12 protein-coding genes and 1 pseudogene are annotated in these 14,478 nt (G+C 68.8%); 6 read left to right on the top strand and 7 right to left on the bottom strand.

Annotated features, from left to right (window positions below; all coding sequences use genetic code 11):
* Positions 1 to 36 precede the first annotated feature (36 nt).
* Both H305_RS0115505 and H305_RS0115500 read left to right on the top strand, forming a co-directional pair.
* Complete coding sequence (locus tag H305_RS0115505; RefSeq protein WP_028801180.1) at positions 37 to 489, top strand: transposase; 453 nt, start codon at positions 37 to 39, stop codon at positions 487 to 489.
* Positions 486 to 905 (top strand): VOC family protein, encoded by a 420-nt coding sequence (locus H305_RS0115500; protein WP_028801179.1) that lies wholly within the window; start codon positions 486 to 488, stop codon positions 903 to 905. Before H305_RS0115505 ends, H305_RS0115500 begins: the two co-directional genes overlap by 4 nt.
* Before the next feature lie 115 nt (positions 906 to 1,020).
* Here H305_RS0115500 and H305_RS46035 read toward each other — a convergent pair whose 3' ends face one another.
* Positions 1,021 to 1,434, bottom strand: coding sequence for a hypothetical protein (locus H305_RS46035; RefSeq protein ID WP_051370609.1), 414 nt, complete (start codon positions 1,432 to 1,434; stop codon positions 1,021 to 1,023).
* A 448-nt stretch (positions 1,435 to 1,882) separates the two neighbouring features.
* On the opposite strand from H305_RS46035, the gene H305_RS46030 reads away from it, so the two are divergent.
* Positions 1,883 to 2,416: a hypothetical protein gene (locus H305_RS46030; RefSeq protein ID WP_324608101.1), complete on the top strand. Its 534-nt coding sequence runs from the start codon at positions 1,883 to 1,885 to the stop codon at positions 2,414 to 2,416.
* A gap of 130 nt (positions 2,417 to 2,546) precedes the next feature.
* Here the strand turns inward: H305_RS46030 and H305_RS46025 are convergent.
* Positions 2,547 to 3,425: pseudogene (locus H305_RS46025) on the bottom strand (transposase family protein); the annotation flags it as partial.
* 393 nt (positions 3,426 to 3,818) lie between these two features.
* On the opposite strand from H305_RS46025, the gene H305_RS56380 reads away from it, so the two are divergent.
* Positions 3,819 to 3,992 (top strand): hypothetical protein, encoded by a 174-nt coding sequence (locus H305_RS56380; RefSeq protein WP_420708070.1) that lies wholly within the window; start codon positions 3,819 to 3,821, stop codon positions 3,990 to 3,992.
* Between the two features lie 167 nt (positions 3,993 to 4,159).
* Here the strand turns inward: H305_RS56380 and H305_RS0115470 are convergent, their stop codons facing one another.
* Positions 4,160 to 5,383 carry an RNA-guided endonuclease InsQ/TnpB family protein gene (locus H305_RS0115470; protein ID WP_028801177.1) on the bottom strand — a complete coding sequence of 408 codons (1,224 nt, stop codon included), beginning with the start codon at positions 5,381 to 5,383 and terminating at the stop codon, positions 4,160 to 4,162.
* Positions 5,384 to 5,590: 207 nt separating this feature from the next.
* Between H305_RS0115470 and H305_RS0115465 the strand changes: the two genes are divergently transcribed.
* On the top strand, positions 5,591 to 6,856 hold the full coding sequence (locus H305_RS0115465) for a glycosyltransferase family 4 protein (protein WP_028801176.1): 1,266 nt from the start codon (positions 5,591 to 5,593) through the stop codon (positions 6,854 to 6,856).
* Positions 6,853 to 7,683, top strand: a complete 831-nt coding sequence (locus H305_RS46015) for a hypothetical protein (protein ID WP_037763979.1) — start codon at positions 6,853 to 6,855, stop codon at positions 7,681 to 7,683. The genes H305_RS0115465 and H305_RS46015 overlap by 4 nt, the downstream gene beginning before the upstream one ends.
* Before the next feature lie 106 nt (positions 7,684 to 7,789).
* Here the strand turns inward: H305_RS46015 and H305_RS54790 are convergent, their stop codons facing one another.
* The 4 genes from H305_RS54790 to H305_RS0115435 form a co-directional block, all read right to left on the bottom strand.
* Positions 7,790 to 8,389 (bottom strand): hypothetical protein, encoded by a 600-nt coding sequence (locus tag H305_RS54790; protein WP_234020832.1) that lies wholly within the window; start codon positions 8,387 to 8,389, stop codon positions 7,790 to 7,792.
* A gap of 347 nt (positions 8,390 to 8,736) precedes the next feature.
* Positions 8,737 to 11,046: a bifunctional polysaccharide deacetylase/glycosyltransferase family 2 protein gene (locus tag H305_RS0115445; protein ID WP_028801175.1), complete on the bottom strand. Its 2,310-nt coding sequence runs from the start codon at positions 11,044 to 11,046 to the stop codon at positions 8,737 to 8,739.
* Between the two features lie 15 nt (positions 11,047 to 11,061).
* Positions 11,062 to 11,997 (bottom strand): hypothetical protein, encoded by a 936-nt coding sequence (locus tag H305_RS0115440; protein WP_028801174.1) that lies wholly within the window; start codon positions 11,995 to 11,997, stop codon positions 11,062 to 11,064.
* Positions 11,998 to 12,809: 812 nt separating this feature from the next.
* Positions 12,810 to 14,030, bottom strand: coding sequence for a peptidase S8 (locus H305_RS0115435; RefSeq protein WP_028801173.1), 1,221 nt, complete (start codon positions 14,028 to 14,030; stop codon positions 12,810 to 12,812).
* Positions 14,031 to 14,478 lie beyond the last annotated feature (448 nt).

Below are 14,478 nucleotides of genomic sequence, written 5' to 3'. Positions count from 1 at the left end.
TCCCCGACACCAATGAGGGGAGGTGATGGGTTCGCAATGACCGCGAATGTCCTGGACAGCTTGCCGAAGTCCACCCAGCCGGCTGCGAAGAGAGCCTTGGCAGAGATCTACAATGCCGACGGCCTGCGAGCAGGCGGAGCGGCCGTTGAAGCGTTCGCCCGGCAGCACGACGCGAAGTTTCCCGATGCGAACATCAAGATCACCGACGATGGGGACGAGTTGCCGGCGCGATACGACTTCCCGGTCGGGTACAGGGTCCACCTGCGGACCACCGAGCCTCTTGAGTCCGACTCCGCCGGCGTCCGGCCGCGGATCAAGGCCATCGAAGAAGCAGGCAGTGGAACGGCCGGCTTGGCCACGGCGTTCAAGCTCGTGGAATCCGCCCGGAACCGGTGGTGCGCGGCGAACGCGCCCTACCGTGTCGTCCGGGCCCGTGCCCCGTTCGAATGCGGCCCTACGGCCGAACCCGCCCCGGCGGCGGCGGTATGACCCGGCCGAGCCACGGGATGCTGCACCATGTCGAGATCTGGGTGCCCGACCTCGACCGGGCCGTCGCCTCCTTCGGATGGCTCCTGGAAGCCCTGGGCCACACGCCGTTCCAGAGCTGGAGCAATGGACGCAGCTGGCGGCTCGGCGCTGCCTACCTGGTCGTCGAGCGGTCCCCGGCCCTCACCGCCAGCCAGCACGACCGGTGCCGGCCTGGCATCAACCACTTGGCGTTCCACGTCGAGGACCACCAGACCGTGGAGGCGCTGGCCTCCGAGGCGCCACGGCACGGCTGGAACCTGATGTTCCCCGACCGTCACCCGCACGCCGGCGGCGAACAGACCTACGCCGCCTACCTGGAGAACACCGGCGGCTTCGAAGTCGAACTCGTCGCCATCAACCCACCCGAACCAGACTGACGACGAGCACCCGACCGCAGGGCCAGACGATTACTCCTCACCGCCCCAGGGGGTTCAATACCGAAGCAGTGAACTGGGTGCAGACGCCTGAGCGCCCGCTCCGTAGTTGATCTTCTCAGGAGTCGTCGGAGAGGAAGTGCTCGGCGAGTGGGGTGCCGGCGAACCTCTCGTGCATCAGCCGGGAGAAGAGCAGCAGCGAGTTACGCGGCCTGTGCAGCACCGCAAGGTCCTGGGCCTGCCCCGCGGCATTGCGGGTGACCGTGACGACCACCTTCAGGGGCTCACCCTGGACCGAAGCGTCATAGATCTCCAGGAAGCCGTTGTCGCCGAAGTCGTCCGCGTAGCTGAAGTCCTGGAACTCGTACAGCTCACGGGCCTTGACCACGATGGCCCGGACCGCTTCCGCTCCCCGCGCCGTGCCGTTCATCGCCCCGCCCTCCAGGGTGGCGTCGTCAGCCAGGTTGTCCAGCCACCACGGGTAGTAGGCCAGGCCCTGGCGATCGGTGGCGCTGCGTTCCGTGCTTGTCATGCCATGTCTCCTTCGATGTCCCGGCTGCGGGCCGGGGGTAGGGGGTGTGGTTGTTGGCTGCCGTCACTCCGAGTCGACAGATGTGGGCAGGCTTGGCGGGTGGTCAGCGGGTGGGATGGAAGGTGAGGTGCCTTTCAGTGCTCGGCTCGATGAATCCCACCTTGCCATTAGGAGCATATGCTCCTAATGGGAGCGGTGCAAGGACCTCCCTTCCCTCACGAGAGGCGACGGGCGGTCGGGGCGACTGTCGACGCACAGGCCGACCCACGGTCCCGGCGGGGCGGTCGTGGCGGTGCGTCCAGGGGCGCCCTCCCCCGTGCCGGCGCCGTGTACGGCGAGGGCTGGGACCGCGGCATCAACGCAGTACTCGGCCCCGTAGCGGGATGAAAACACGTTGGCAGGCCGCTACCGGGCTGCGACGATGCCCCTGATTCCAAACGGAGGGCAGTTGTTCCTTTTCGTGTGTGCGGGGTGCGGCTCCGAGCTGACCGCCACGTTGTCCCGGGTCGCCCTGTCGGTCCATGCCCATCAGCGGTTCGGGAACGGGCTTCAGCTCCCGGCGCTCATGGAGTCGGGCACATTCGCCGTGGAGCCGGAGCCGTGGCGCCCCCCGCGGCGCAGGTGGCATGAGATCCATCCGGACGAATCGGTAACCCGTGGCATCTACGCGCCGGTCGAGGTCCTGTCCGGCGGCACACCCGGCGCCACCGTCATCGCGCCCGGCGACACCCGTGGCACCGTGCTGATCCCGGAGAAGCGGGGCGGTGCCTGCTGCGGCCTCGCCGAGGCGAACGGCCCCAACATGGCGTGCGAGGCGTGCGGCCTTCCGGTGGCGAGCCGGATCGACGACTGCTCGTCCTGGCAGGCGATGTGGCTCACCCCGGACGCCGTGTGCCGCCTGCCCGCCGCGGGCCGCGACGCCGCACCGCTCACCTGGGCGGAGCTGATGACGCGGGGGAACGGCACGCCCCGTTCGAGCTGATCACCAGGTGGGGATCTCGGCCGGGGTCGGACCTCTCGTGGTCTTACGAGTTGGTGCGTGATAGCGGGTGGGGCGTGTTTTCCCTGCTCACGGTCGCTTTCAGGTCATGACGGAGCGCTCGGAGACGAGGCCCGGCGATGGCTCGATAGGTGTCGGGCAGGCGATCGCGTCGGTGGGTCCAGCGCATCAGTTGCTTCCAGCGTTTGTGATCGGCCAGGGCGTGTTCGACGGTGATGTGGTCGGATGAGTGGCCGTGCCGATCGCGTTCCCATTGTTCGACTCTGCCGGGCAGTGCTCCGCGCCGTGGCTTTCTGGGCGGGGTGATGGCGTGGCCGGGATCGTCGCGGCTCAGGCCCAGGTAGCCGTCGTCGAGTAACAACTCGACCAGGTCGAAGTGGTGGACGCAGCGGGCGATACCCGCGGCGCGTGCGGCGGTTGCATCGTGCATCCGTCCCGGCCGCAGGCCATCGGCCCACAGGGTGCGGCCTGTCTGCAATAACGCTTGCCTTCATTGTGTTCTGCTTCTTCTTGCCCGACACGAATGCACGCCTGCCGCCCCTGCCGCGGCCGGCCGTCGGACCTGGATCTCGGTGGCGTCCAGCCGCAGCTCGACGCCCTCGGCCTGGGCGTAGGCGAACACGTCCTCCAGTGTTCGAAGCCGCAGGCCAGGCCTGTCGGGAACAGCAAAGCCCCGTTCCGCCAGCAGTCGGCGCATCTCACCGACGGCACGGGTGACGGTCGAGCGATCGACGCCGAACAGCACACCCAGGACCGCGTGCGGCAGATCGTGCCGCAGGCGGATGAGCGTGGCCACAAGTCGGTCCACGAAGACCAGCTGATGCCGGGCCCCAGCACCCGGTACACGCTTCCTCGCCCCGCCCCTCGGTTGAAACCGAAGCCCCTCGACCCCGACCACCCACGGTCTGGCCAACTCCTCAACCAACGACGCAAGATGAGCCATCGAGATGCCCGTGAACAACGGATGCGTCAACACCGCCCGATCGACCATGCCCCTCACCACACGAGCATGCCCACGCGCTATCACGCACCAACTCGTTGAAGCCCGCAGTGGGTGGCGGCAGCAGGCAGCGCGCTCGCACACCTGGTGGTGGCCTCCCGGGGCCGGCCGGTGACCGGGCCGGACGGCCTGGCGCAGGAGGTGTTCCAACCCACTCTCGACGCCCTTCTGCCGGCCGGCCCACCGACGCGGCGCGCGGTCCTGGTCGGGCCGGGACAGCCTGCCCCTGACGTGGACGCCGACATCCTCCTTGTACCGTCCCATCCGCAGACCGGGCAGACCTGAGCCCCGGCCCACCCGGCATACCCTGTGCCGCTCCCGTTCGGGGTGTGGTTCCGGCTGGTCTTCCCCGAACCGCACCTGCCCGTTCTCACGTGAGGTCCCATGGCCGACGACATGCTGAGGGACGACCCGCCCACCCCGCGCCCCCGCCACGCGTTCCAGGTCGACGTAGAAACCTTCCGGCACACCCTGGCCCGGCTGCCGGCCGTCCGCAACCCGTGGCTCCGCGAAACTCTCCACAGCCTCACGCACCGCATGTACACCCGACTCGTTTAGCGCACCGGCAGGAGACGGCACACCTCATCCGACCTACCATCGCGATCGCGCAACGCCAGGCAGTGACGCCTTCCGAAGTGGTCTCCATCTGCTGTCCGTTCACTTGACTGCTCCCCTCCCTGAAGGGTGGAGGTTCCAGCCTTCAGGGTTGAGTGGGGATGTACGGCTCAGGCTGCCGCTCGGGCTGGCAGCCCAGGCGGTCTTACACCCTCGACACCGTCCGGGTTCAGACCTGCCCGGATGAGCATCACGCGGGCGGAGTTCTTGTCCCGGGGGGACACGGCTCCGCATGTGGTGCAGGCATATGTTCGTTCTGAGAGAGGTAGTGCGTGCTTGGTTCTCGCTCCGCACTGCGCACAGTCCATGGTGGTGTGCGCGGGGTGCACCAGGCGGATGTCCCGCCCGTGCTTGCGGCCCATCTCGATCAGCGCCTTCTTGGTGGCGCCGATGGCGGCATCGGCTGCCTTGCGGGCCATCGTGGTCTTCGCCAGGAACTTCGGCCTGAAGTCCTCCACGGCCACCACGTCATGGTCGCGCACCACGGACTTCGCCCACTTACGGGCGGCGTCCTCACGCTGCCGGGCCACCTTCTTGTTCAGCTTCGCAGCCTGCGTCTGCGCGCTGCGATATCCCTTCGACGCAGGCTGTCCCTTCGGGCGTCGGCGGCGGGCCATCATCCGCTGGTAGCGGGCCAGTCTTTGCGCGGACTTGCGGCCGTGCCCGGCGTGCGGCAGGTCGTGGGCATCGGATGTGGTGGTGGCAATCTCCTTCACACCCCAGTCCACCCCCAGCACCCGGCCGGTCGCAGGCAGCGGCTGGACGAGGGCAGGTGTGACAAAGGACGCGTACCAGTGGCCCAGCGTGTCCTGGTACACGCGCACGCTGGACGGGACGGCCGGAAGGTCCCGCGACCACACCACCCTCACCACAATGTTCCCGGCCAAGTGCAGACGGCCGTCCTTCAAGCGGAAACCACGCCGGGTGTAGTTCAGACTCGGCCGGCCATCCCGCTTCCTCTTCCAGCGGGGCATCCCGGCACGGCGATTGGGCGGCAGCCGGTCCTTGATGTCTTTGAGGGCTTTCCCACGGGATTTGGCGAAGTCGCGGATCACCTGCTGTTGCGGAACGCTGGCGCCCTCGGCCAGCCACGGCGTCACCCTGCGCGCCTGGGTCAGCATCTTGTCGAGCTGCACCGGACCGCACGTCAGCTTCTGACCTGTGGCCTTGCTCTGCTGGTGCACCGCCTTGGACTTGGCCACGCACTCGTTCCACACCCACCGGCACCGCGCCCACTCGGCCTCGAGCGCACGACGAGCCGCCGCCGACAGACGCACACGGAACGTGAATCGGGCAAGGCCCGCACCCTCCGACATCAGCGCTGTCCTCGTCATACATCTGAACCTACCCCGGAGGACTGACAGTTGAGACTTCTTGATCACCATGGGCTGCCGGGCCTGAAGGCCGGAGCCTCCTCGGAGGGAGCCGGTGACGACTACGCCGTCACACGGACCTCCGCCTGCCCGCGAGGAGACGGCCGCCTCGGTCACGAAGTCGTAACCCGGGACAACCTTGCGGGAAGTGGCGTTGTCTTCAACGCCATGAAGATTTCTTTCCTGATTCACAATGCCTACGGGATCGGAGGCACGATCACCACCACCTTCAACCTTGCTCAGGCGCTGGCCGAGCGGCACACCGTGGAGATCATTTCGGTGTTACGGCACCGGGAGCGCCCGAACCTCGCGTTGGACCCCCGCGTGTCCCTGCGTCCGCTGGTGGACCTGAGACAGGAGAAGGAGCACCCCCTGCATCGCGTGCCGGCACGGGTGTTCCCTGCCGCCGAATACCGCTATCGGCAGTACAGCGAGCTGACCGACCGGCGCATCGGCGAGTGTCTGGCGACCATCGACGCCGACGTGGTCGTCGGCACACGGCCCGGGCTGAATGTGCACTTGGCGCGCCAGGCGCCGGCTCAGGTCGTCCGTATCGGGCAGGAGCACCTCACCCTCGACATTCACTCACCGCGGCTGCGCACCGCACTCCGCCGCGCCTACCGTCGGCTCGACGCGCTCACCACGGTCACACAGGCGGACGCGGCGGCCTACCGGCGAAAGATGCGGTTGCCCGGAGTCCGTGTGGAGGCACTGCCCAACAGTGTCCCCGACCCCGACCTGCCGGCCGCTGACGGCACCGCGAAGGTGGTGGTCGCAGCAGGCAGGCTGGTCCCGGTGAAACGTTACGACCTGCTCATCGAGGCGTTCGCCCTGGTGGTCGCCGAGCGCCCTGACTGGCAGCTGCGCATATACGGCAAGGGGAAAGAGCACGCCCGGCTGAGGCGGATCATCTCGGACCTCGACCTGTGCGACAACGTTTACCTGATGGGTGCGACGGCGCGCATGGAAGCGGAATGGGTGAAGGGCTCGATCGGCGCCGCGGCATCCAACTTCGAATCGTTCGGCATGACCATCGTCGAGGCCATGAGATGCGGGCTGCCCGTGGTCAGCACGGACTGCGCCTACGGTCCCGGGGAGATCATCGCGGACGGGGTCGACGGCCGGCTCGTGCCGGTCGGCGACCGCGACAAGCTGGGTGCTGCCCTGCTGGAACTCGTACGTGACGACGAGCGACGGCGCCGCATGGGCCGTTCAGCCATCGACAACGCGCGCCGCTTCGCCCCCGGCGCCGTGGTGGACCAGGCCGAGCGACTCTTCACCGAGGCGCACGCTGCCCGGCAGGCCGGGCGGCCTGTGGCAGCCGGCCGCAACGGCGTGCGCCGGAGCCTGGTCGGCCGGGGTTTCGCCGTCCGGGACGCCGTCCACGCGGCAGGCGGCAGAGCCGTGCGCGTCATACCGAGGGGACAGCGATGAACGCGGTCAACAGCTCTGAATCGTGGGCCGACTGCACAATAACCGCGGACGGCCGGATCACGTTCGTCGCACACCTGCCCTCAGCGGCACGGCCGCAGCTGCTGCTGCGGCTGAGGCCCAAGAAGGGGCAGCCGGAGACTACTTGCCACCTCTTCGACCTGGAACCCGCAGGCGACGGCCGTCGATCGGCTGTCCTGCACACTCGTCCGGTTCTCACCGAAGGACGGTGGGACGTGTTTCTGCTCCAGGAGCCCGGCGGTGAACGCCACAAACTGCGACCTGGCTCCAGGGACCTGCGATCTCTCGTGGACGGACACGCCCGCGACTGGTCATCGCCGGTCGCCGTCCGGGTTCCGTACGTCACCAAAGGCGGACACCTCGCCGTACGGGCCTGGCTGCGGACGGTCCATGCCGAGGCCGACCGCATCAGGACGACGGCCCGGTCCATGACCGTCACAGCCCGCCTGCACGGAGCGTCCTTCAGCGACCGCCCAGTTGTACGCCTGCGCCTCCGGGGCACCAGCACCGTCCGGGATCTCGACCCCCAGGTCGAGAACGACCGGCGAACCTTCTCCTTCACCACCGACTGGGCAGAGCTCGCCGACCAGGCACATGACGCCGGCGGTGTCTGGGACCTCTTCGTCCGACCGGCGGCAGGCGCCTCACTCACACGGATCGGCCGCCTCCTCGATGACGTCGCCGACCGCAAGGAAATCTTCGTCTATCCGGCAGTCTCCGTAGGCACAGCGCTCGTCCGCCCCTACTACACGGTGGACAACGACTTGTCCCTGGAGGTGACACAACCCGACCCAGCACGCGGTACATGAGCAGATCGAGCTCCTTCCCCGGGCGCTGAGTGGGGCTGTGCTCAACGACCCATCGCCGCACGAGCGGGGAACAGGCAGCGGGGTCGGGCAGGCGCCCGGTGCCTGCTCAGTGTCCGCCCCGGTTCTCCACGCAGGGCCCTGACGGGTCGGGTTCGGCGAACGCGCCGTACACCTCGGTCGCCACGCCCTCCGGCGTGATCTCGGCGGAAACGCAGGCCTTGCCGGTGTGGAAGGAGAACCACACCCGCTCGTACTGGGGCCACCCGGAACTGATCGCGAGCCCGTTGTCGTCGCCGCAGCCCCACTTGGCCATGACGGCCCGTACGTCGTTCTCGGCAAACCGCTTGTTCTTGCGCATCGTCTCAAGAGCAGGTCGGATCAGACGCACGCTGGCCTCCCCGGCCGCCCGGTTCTCGGCAGCGAGCTCCCCGGACATGCGGTACGCGTGGTTCTCGTCGTAGTGAGGATTCTCCGGAGATGCGCTGCTGCCCGAAGTCGTCGCCCCGGCCCGCGAGGGTGATGACGCGGGCGCGCTGTCGGTGACTCCTCTGGCGCATTCGGGCCTGCGTGTGAGCGACGGTGAGGGCACGGCCGCAGCCGACCCCGACTCGTCTTCGCCCGCGCGGGGTTCGGCCCGCACTCCACAGGCCGTCATGAGGACGGCCGAGGCGAACACGACGATGGACAGCATGCGGCGATTCGACATGCCCTGATCATCGCCCACGCGCATGATGACGTACCTGAGTACCGCTACTCACCTCGAGCCGGCACCAGTTGGCTGTGTCGCAGGCCGCGACTGTGGCCGGCGTCGCATCAGTCTGAGTGTTGCCGTCGGCGGTCGGGAACCCACGCGTCGGGTGGTTCGAGATGCCGGTCGCAGCGGTCAGGTCATCCGCGACCTTCTCCGAGAGCGACCTCGGCAGCTACGCCCTGGAGTACCTCAAGAACGACTGGTACATCACCGACTGAACCCGACATGCCGTGCGTGCAGCCGCCGGGCGGCCGCCCCACCTGACGCGCGCGTACGCCCGGCGTGCCGTGCGACTTCCCCTCTCAGTACCGAGGTGGCGTCTCGTGCGGAGCGGGCTGCCGGAGACCGTGGTGGGGTGGGGGCTGCCCATGCTCGTCGTACGGTGCCGCGTAGGAAAAGGCGTCGTACGGTGCCGGATGCGCGAACCCGGGTTCCTGCCGAGAGTGGGCATGGAGGGGTGTCTCGGCGCCCGCTGGGGCCTGCAGGCTGCCGTACCGCTCCATGCGTTGCCACCGCAGGCGTGAGCCCGTCAAGGCGGTGAACACGGACTGGATCACCACCAAGTACATGAGCTGCCTGTAGACGAACTGCTGCAGCGGCAGGCTCCACAGTGGGCCCGGCCGTTCTCCGTCCAGCCGGAACGCATACAGGCCCATCAGCAGTTGCAGCAGCAGGAAGGCGAGCCACAGCCCGACGATCCTGGCCGGATCAAGGAAAACGAGCCCGTACACGGCGAAGATGTCCACAACGGGTGCGAGCAGGGGCAGAAGTACCTGGAAGAGCAAGAGATAGACCAGACCTCGACGGCCCAGCTTCCCTGCGGAACCGCGCTGCACCATCGCGCCACGGTGCTTCCACATCGCCTGAAGGGTGCCGTAGCACCAGCGATACCGCTGCCGCCACAGGGCGTTCAAGGAGGCGGGTGCCTCTGTCCAAGCCTTCGCGCCCTCCTCGTACACCACGCGCCAGCCGCTTCGGCACAGCGCCATGGTGAGGTCAGTGTCCTCGGCAAGGGTGACGTCACTGACGCCACCGATGTCCAGCAGCGCCTGGCGGCGGAAGGCGCCCACCGCTCCGGGAACGGTCGGCATGCATTCGGCGAGGTCGAACAGGCGGCGGTCGAGGTTGAATCCGACCACGTACTCGATGTGCTGCCAGCGGCCGAGCAGACCGCCACGGTTGACGACCTTGGCGTTGCCCGAGACGGCGCCCACGCGGGGGTCGGCGAAGGGCTGCACGATCGTGCGGACGGTGTCGCGTTCGAAGACCGTGTCACCGTCGACCATGACGACCAGATCGCACGTGGCGACGGCGAGTCCGGTGTTCAGGGCGGCGGGCTTGCCCGCGTTCTGCTGGCGGATCACTCGTACCGGCAGGTGGAGCGAGTCGACCAGGTCGGCGGTGCCATCGGTCGAACCGTCGTCGACCACGATGATCTCAACCGGATGATCCGAGGCGAGCAGCGAGCGCACGGCCGCTTCGATCCCGGCGCTCTCGTTGTACGCGGGGACGATGACGCTGACCGGCCCGGTCACCGGCGCTCCCCAGGAACGGCTGCGTCGTCGCGTCCGCAGGCGCCGGTGCCGCCGGGCGGCGATCAGCACGATGGCGGCGCGCAGCACGCTGATCGCTCCGGCCGCATACATCAGCAGGCCCAGCAGCCACACGATCCAGTCGCCGCCCTGCAGAGCCTTGATGAGGGCCAGACCTTGGAGGTGATCGCCGAGACCGGCGGGCTGGACGGGTGCGGCCATGCCGACCGCGTCGGACACCGTCGCGAAGGCGAAGCCCTGTGCCTTGAGACGTGGCACCAGGGAAGCCAGTGCGGCGACGGTCTGGGAGCGGTCGCCGCCGGCGTCGTGCATCAGCACGATCTGCCCGTCGCGTCCGTGTGGTGTGGCATGGGCGAGGATGCGCTCCACGCCGGGACGTTGCCAGTCCTCGGCGTCCTTGGTGGCGAGCACGGTGACATAGCCTGCCGCGTCGGCCTGCTTCACGACGGACCAGTCGGCGTCGTCCAGTGCGGCGCTATCTGCGGAGTACGGCGGTCTGAGCAGTGCGGTGGTGACCCCCGCGGCGCCGGCCACCGCCAGCTGCGTCTCGCGCAGCTCGAGCGAACGCTGCCACGGGGCGAGGTGGGCCAGGTCGGGGTGAGTGAAGGTGTGGATACCGATCTGGTGGCCTTCGGCGACGATGCGGCGGACGAGCTCCGGGTGGGCGACGACCTGGGTTCCGACGACGAAGAAGGTCGCGTGCACGTGGTTGCGGCGCAGTATGTCCAGGATCCGTGGCGTCCAGGTGGGGTCCGGGCCGTCGTCGAAGGTCAGCGCGATGGTGTGGGTCTTCACCCGGGCGGTGTGGGGGGAGGTGGCGGCGTTCGCGATCACGGGGCCGCCGTGGGTCACCTGGCTGGGCACCGAGTCGTTCTTGCCACGGGTACCGGTCACGCCGTCCGAGGTGATGCCGAACATGTGGTGGGTGTAGCCCTGAAGCAGCAGGGCCGCCGACAGGGTCACCGCGAGGACGCTCAGCAGCAGCCAATGGGTGCGGGGTGTTATCTGGCGGGTGCGGCTGCGGCGAGGGGGGACGCTGCGGCGTCGGCGATTGGTCACGTCAGGGGCCTTGGATCACTTCACGGGGTTGTGGGACGAGCCGACTGCGCGGCCCTTCGAGGTGGGACTGGCGGTGGGCGTGGCAGTCGGGGCCGAGGTCGGCGACGCGACGCCGGTGTTCGCGGTGGACACGGGTGTGGCCGCTGAGGTGGCGGAAGCTGTCGACCGGCCGGTGGGTCCGGAGGGATTCCGCACCGCCGTGGAGCGGGAGTTCGTCTGCGCCGCGGTAGGCCTCACACCTGCTGATTGGCTGGTGTCGGGCGACGACGTGTGGGGCGTGGTGGGGTGGGTGGAGTCCTGCTGCGGGACGAACGGGGCGTGGAGGCTGGGGCCGCCGAGTACGGCGCTGATCAGCAGGGCGGCGTAGCCGCCTGCCGGGATCACCAGCAGCCGGGCGGCGCGCAGAACGCGACGCTGACGTCGCCCCGAGGAATCGACGAAGACGGGGCTCACCGACTCACTCTTCGGCGGTTCCGGTACAGCTGCGGGCGCGCCGGGCGTGTCGAGTTCCGGAGGCGGCGTGGCTCCGTGGGCCGCGTCCCACGCCGCCGTGGAGGGGCCCGGCCCGGCCGCGTAATGATCCGTAGCGTTGACGTAGAGGTTCGGCCTGGTGGCGTAGGGATCCGCCGCTGCCGCGTGGGCACTGCCCGTCGCAGGGGTCCATTGCGCCAGTTGCACGGAGTCCTGGGGCATCGTGGCCGTGCCGGTGGTGACGCCGTCGTTGTACTCGTAACCGTAGGCATACGCGTACCGGGCGCCACCGTACGGATCCTCGCCGTACCCTCCGGCGCCTTCGTCCGTCCACTGTGCGAGTTGCACGGAGTCCTGGGGCATCGTGGCCGTGCCGGTGGTGACGCCGTCGTTGTACTCGTAACCGTAGGCATACGCGTACCCGGCGCGACCGTACGGATCCTCGCCGTACGCTCCGCCGCTTTCGTCCGTCCACTGCACGAGTCGTGCTCCTTGTCCTGGCTGACTGACACAGCCGTCCGATTGGACAGAGCCGACTCGGCCGGAAGTGTTACACCTCGGCCTCACAGCACGGGACGAATCAACCGAAAGGGACCGGCCGGTCGACGACAGGGCCGACAGCACCAGGCCAGCCGTCGCTCCACCGAACACGGCTCACCGCGACTGCTGTGGGCCGTGCGGCCACGAGCGCGCCCGAACCCTGCGATCGGTGGTCCTGGTGAGGTCCGTGATCCGCGCCTGGCCGCCCGCCGGTGCGAGACGTGTGTGGGGCGGCTGGACCCCCGTGCAGTGGGCGGGGGTCCAGCCGCCCCGGTCCCTCGCCGTGCCGTCCCGGGGGGAGTTGAGAGCAGCACGGCGAGTGGTCTGGGGAGCACTCGGTGCCGATGCCGGCGGGCAGTTGCCCGTGATCCGTTCAGCACGCGACTGACACTCACACAGCGCACGGCCGACGCGAAACGTCACCCGGCCGGAAAGATCCCCGGTCGGACACCGGACCAACGAGGCGAACCTCGGTTCCTCGGGGCCAGGCGGATGTGGCACCTGCGCGCCAGTGGGGCCGGCTCGGGCGTGAAGGACGCCTGATGTGTTGTGACGCTTCCGTGATGGCCGGCGCTGGGGACAAGGGGGCCGTCGACGCGATCGGCAAGCGTGGGACGGCACGAACTCGGAATGGATCCGGCTCGCGAGGAAGGCCGGAGCCGGCGTTGTCGCCGACTCCGGCCCTCAGCGCACCGGGAACGCCGCGACATGGCGGCGGTCCTGCGCACGGTGCATGTGACCGACCGGCTTGTTCAGCCGGTGAACGCGGTGGTGCCGTTCGGGACGCCGAGCCCGGACGGGCCGTCGTAGCCGGTGGTGCCGGTGCAGAGGTAGGAACCGCCGCAGCTGCCGTTCGAGCCGCTGGTGACGTCGTACAGCGCCGAGGTGTGCGCGTAGGGGAAGGACGCCGGGTAGGAGCCGGCGGACGGGGCGCCGCCCAGCGCGTAGGTCGCCGCGATCAGCGGAGAAGAGGCGCTGGTCCCGCCGAAGACCATCCAGCCGGTGGCCGAGCGGTAACTGTCGTAGACCGCTACACCGGTGTTCGGGTCGGCGACCGCCGAGACGTCCGCCACAGTGCGGTTGGCGCAGCCGGTGTCGCTCTGCCAGCTGGGCTTGGCGTCGTACTTGGAGCAGCCGGAGCCCGCTCCGCTCCAGACCGTGTCGGTCCAGCCGCGGGAGTTGGAGGCGGTCTTCAGGGACGTACCACCCACGGACGTCACGTACTTGGAGGCCGCCGGGTACTCGACGCCGTAACCGTTGTCACCGGAGGAGACGGTGATGGCGACGCCCGGGTGGTTGAAGTAGCTGGAGTCGTACGTCGGGTCGCTGGAGGACTCGGAGCCGCCGTAGCTGTTGGAGACGAACTTCGCGCCCAGTTGGACTGCGGTGTTCACGGCCGTGCCGAGATTGGTCATGGTCGGCGTCTTGGCTTCCACCAGCAGGATCTTGCAGTTCGGGCAGGCCGCGCTGACCATGTCGAGGTCGAGGGAGATCTCCTCGGCCCAGCCTGAGTCGCCGCGCGGATAGCTGGTACCGCCGTTCTGATCCACCTTCTTGAAGCAGCCGTTGGCCGTGGTGCAGGGGGAAAGGCCGTACTGGGAGCGGTAGACGGCGAGGTCGGCCTCGGCGTTCGGGTCGTCGTAGGCGTCGACGATTGCCACCGTCTGGCCCGAACCACCGCTGGCAGACGGCAGGTTGTATGCCGCCTGCAGTGAGGCGGGGCCGTAGCCGGAGGGCGCGGCGGCCGCGGTCAGGTCGCTCTCGGCGTGCGCCGACTTCGGGGTGCCCGCGGTGACTTGCAGGGCATTGCAGGCCATCTCGCCCTGCTTCGCCGGGGCGGCGCAGGCGTGGGCGACGGTGACGCCCGGGGACGGGGAGGCCGTGGCCTGGGCCGCCTGGCCCATGGGGGTGGCCAGGGCAAGGGCGGCCGTGGCGAGCATGGCCACGGCGGTGAGGGATACGGTTCTGCGCAACGTACGTCCTCCACATGGTGGATGTACCGGGAAGGGTTGTGGGGGGTGCGCGGTACGGCCTCGGCGCGGGATGTGCGCAGCGGCCGGGCAGACCGTATGAATGTCGGGGCCACGTCAACAAGATGCAGGTTGAAGCAGGAACGTTTCTTTGCCTTTCCTAGGGCGTTCACGCGTCCGCCATGAGTGAGTCATGACGAAAAAGAAGCCCGCCCATGGCTTGACCGCTCCAGGTGACTGCTTGCCGCGGGTTCAGCCGATGGTCCGCGTCCAAAGGAGGTCAGGATCGAGAGCGGGCAGACATTCCCGGGCCTGAGGCATCCACGGTTGCCATCACGACGGAGCCGGCCTGGACGCGCTGAAGGCGGAAGCCCCGCTCCGCACGACAACTGGCCCCTATCTGGGGACGGTACTGTCCTTCGACGCCGGCCTCGGCGCACGGCCCCTGTAC

The organism is Streptomyces sp. 142MFCol3.1 (assembly GCF_000424945.1).
Lineage (GTDB): Bacteria > Actinomycetota > Actinomycetes > Streptomycetales > Streptomycetaceae > Streptomyces > Streptomyces siamensis.
The sequence above is the reverse complement of the archived record's forward strand: the minus strand, read 5'-3'. Positions and strand labels throughout refer to the sequence as shown.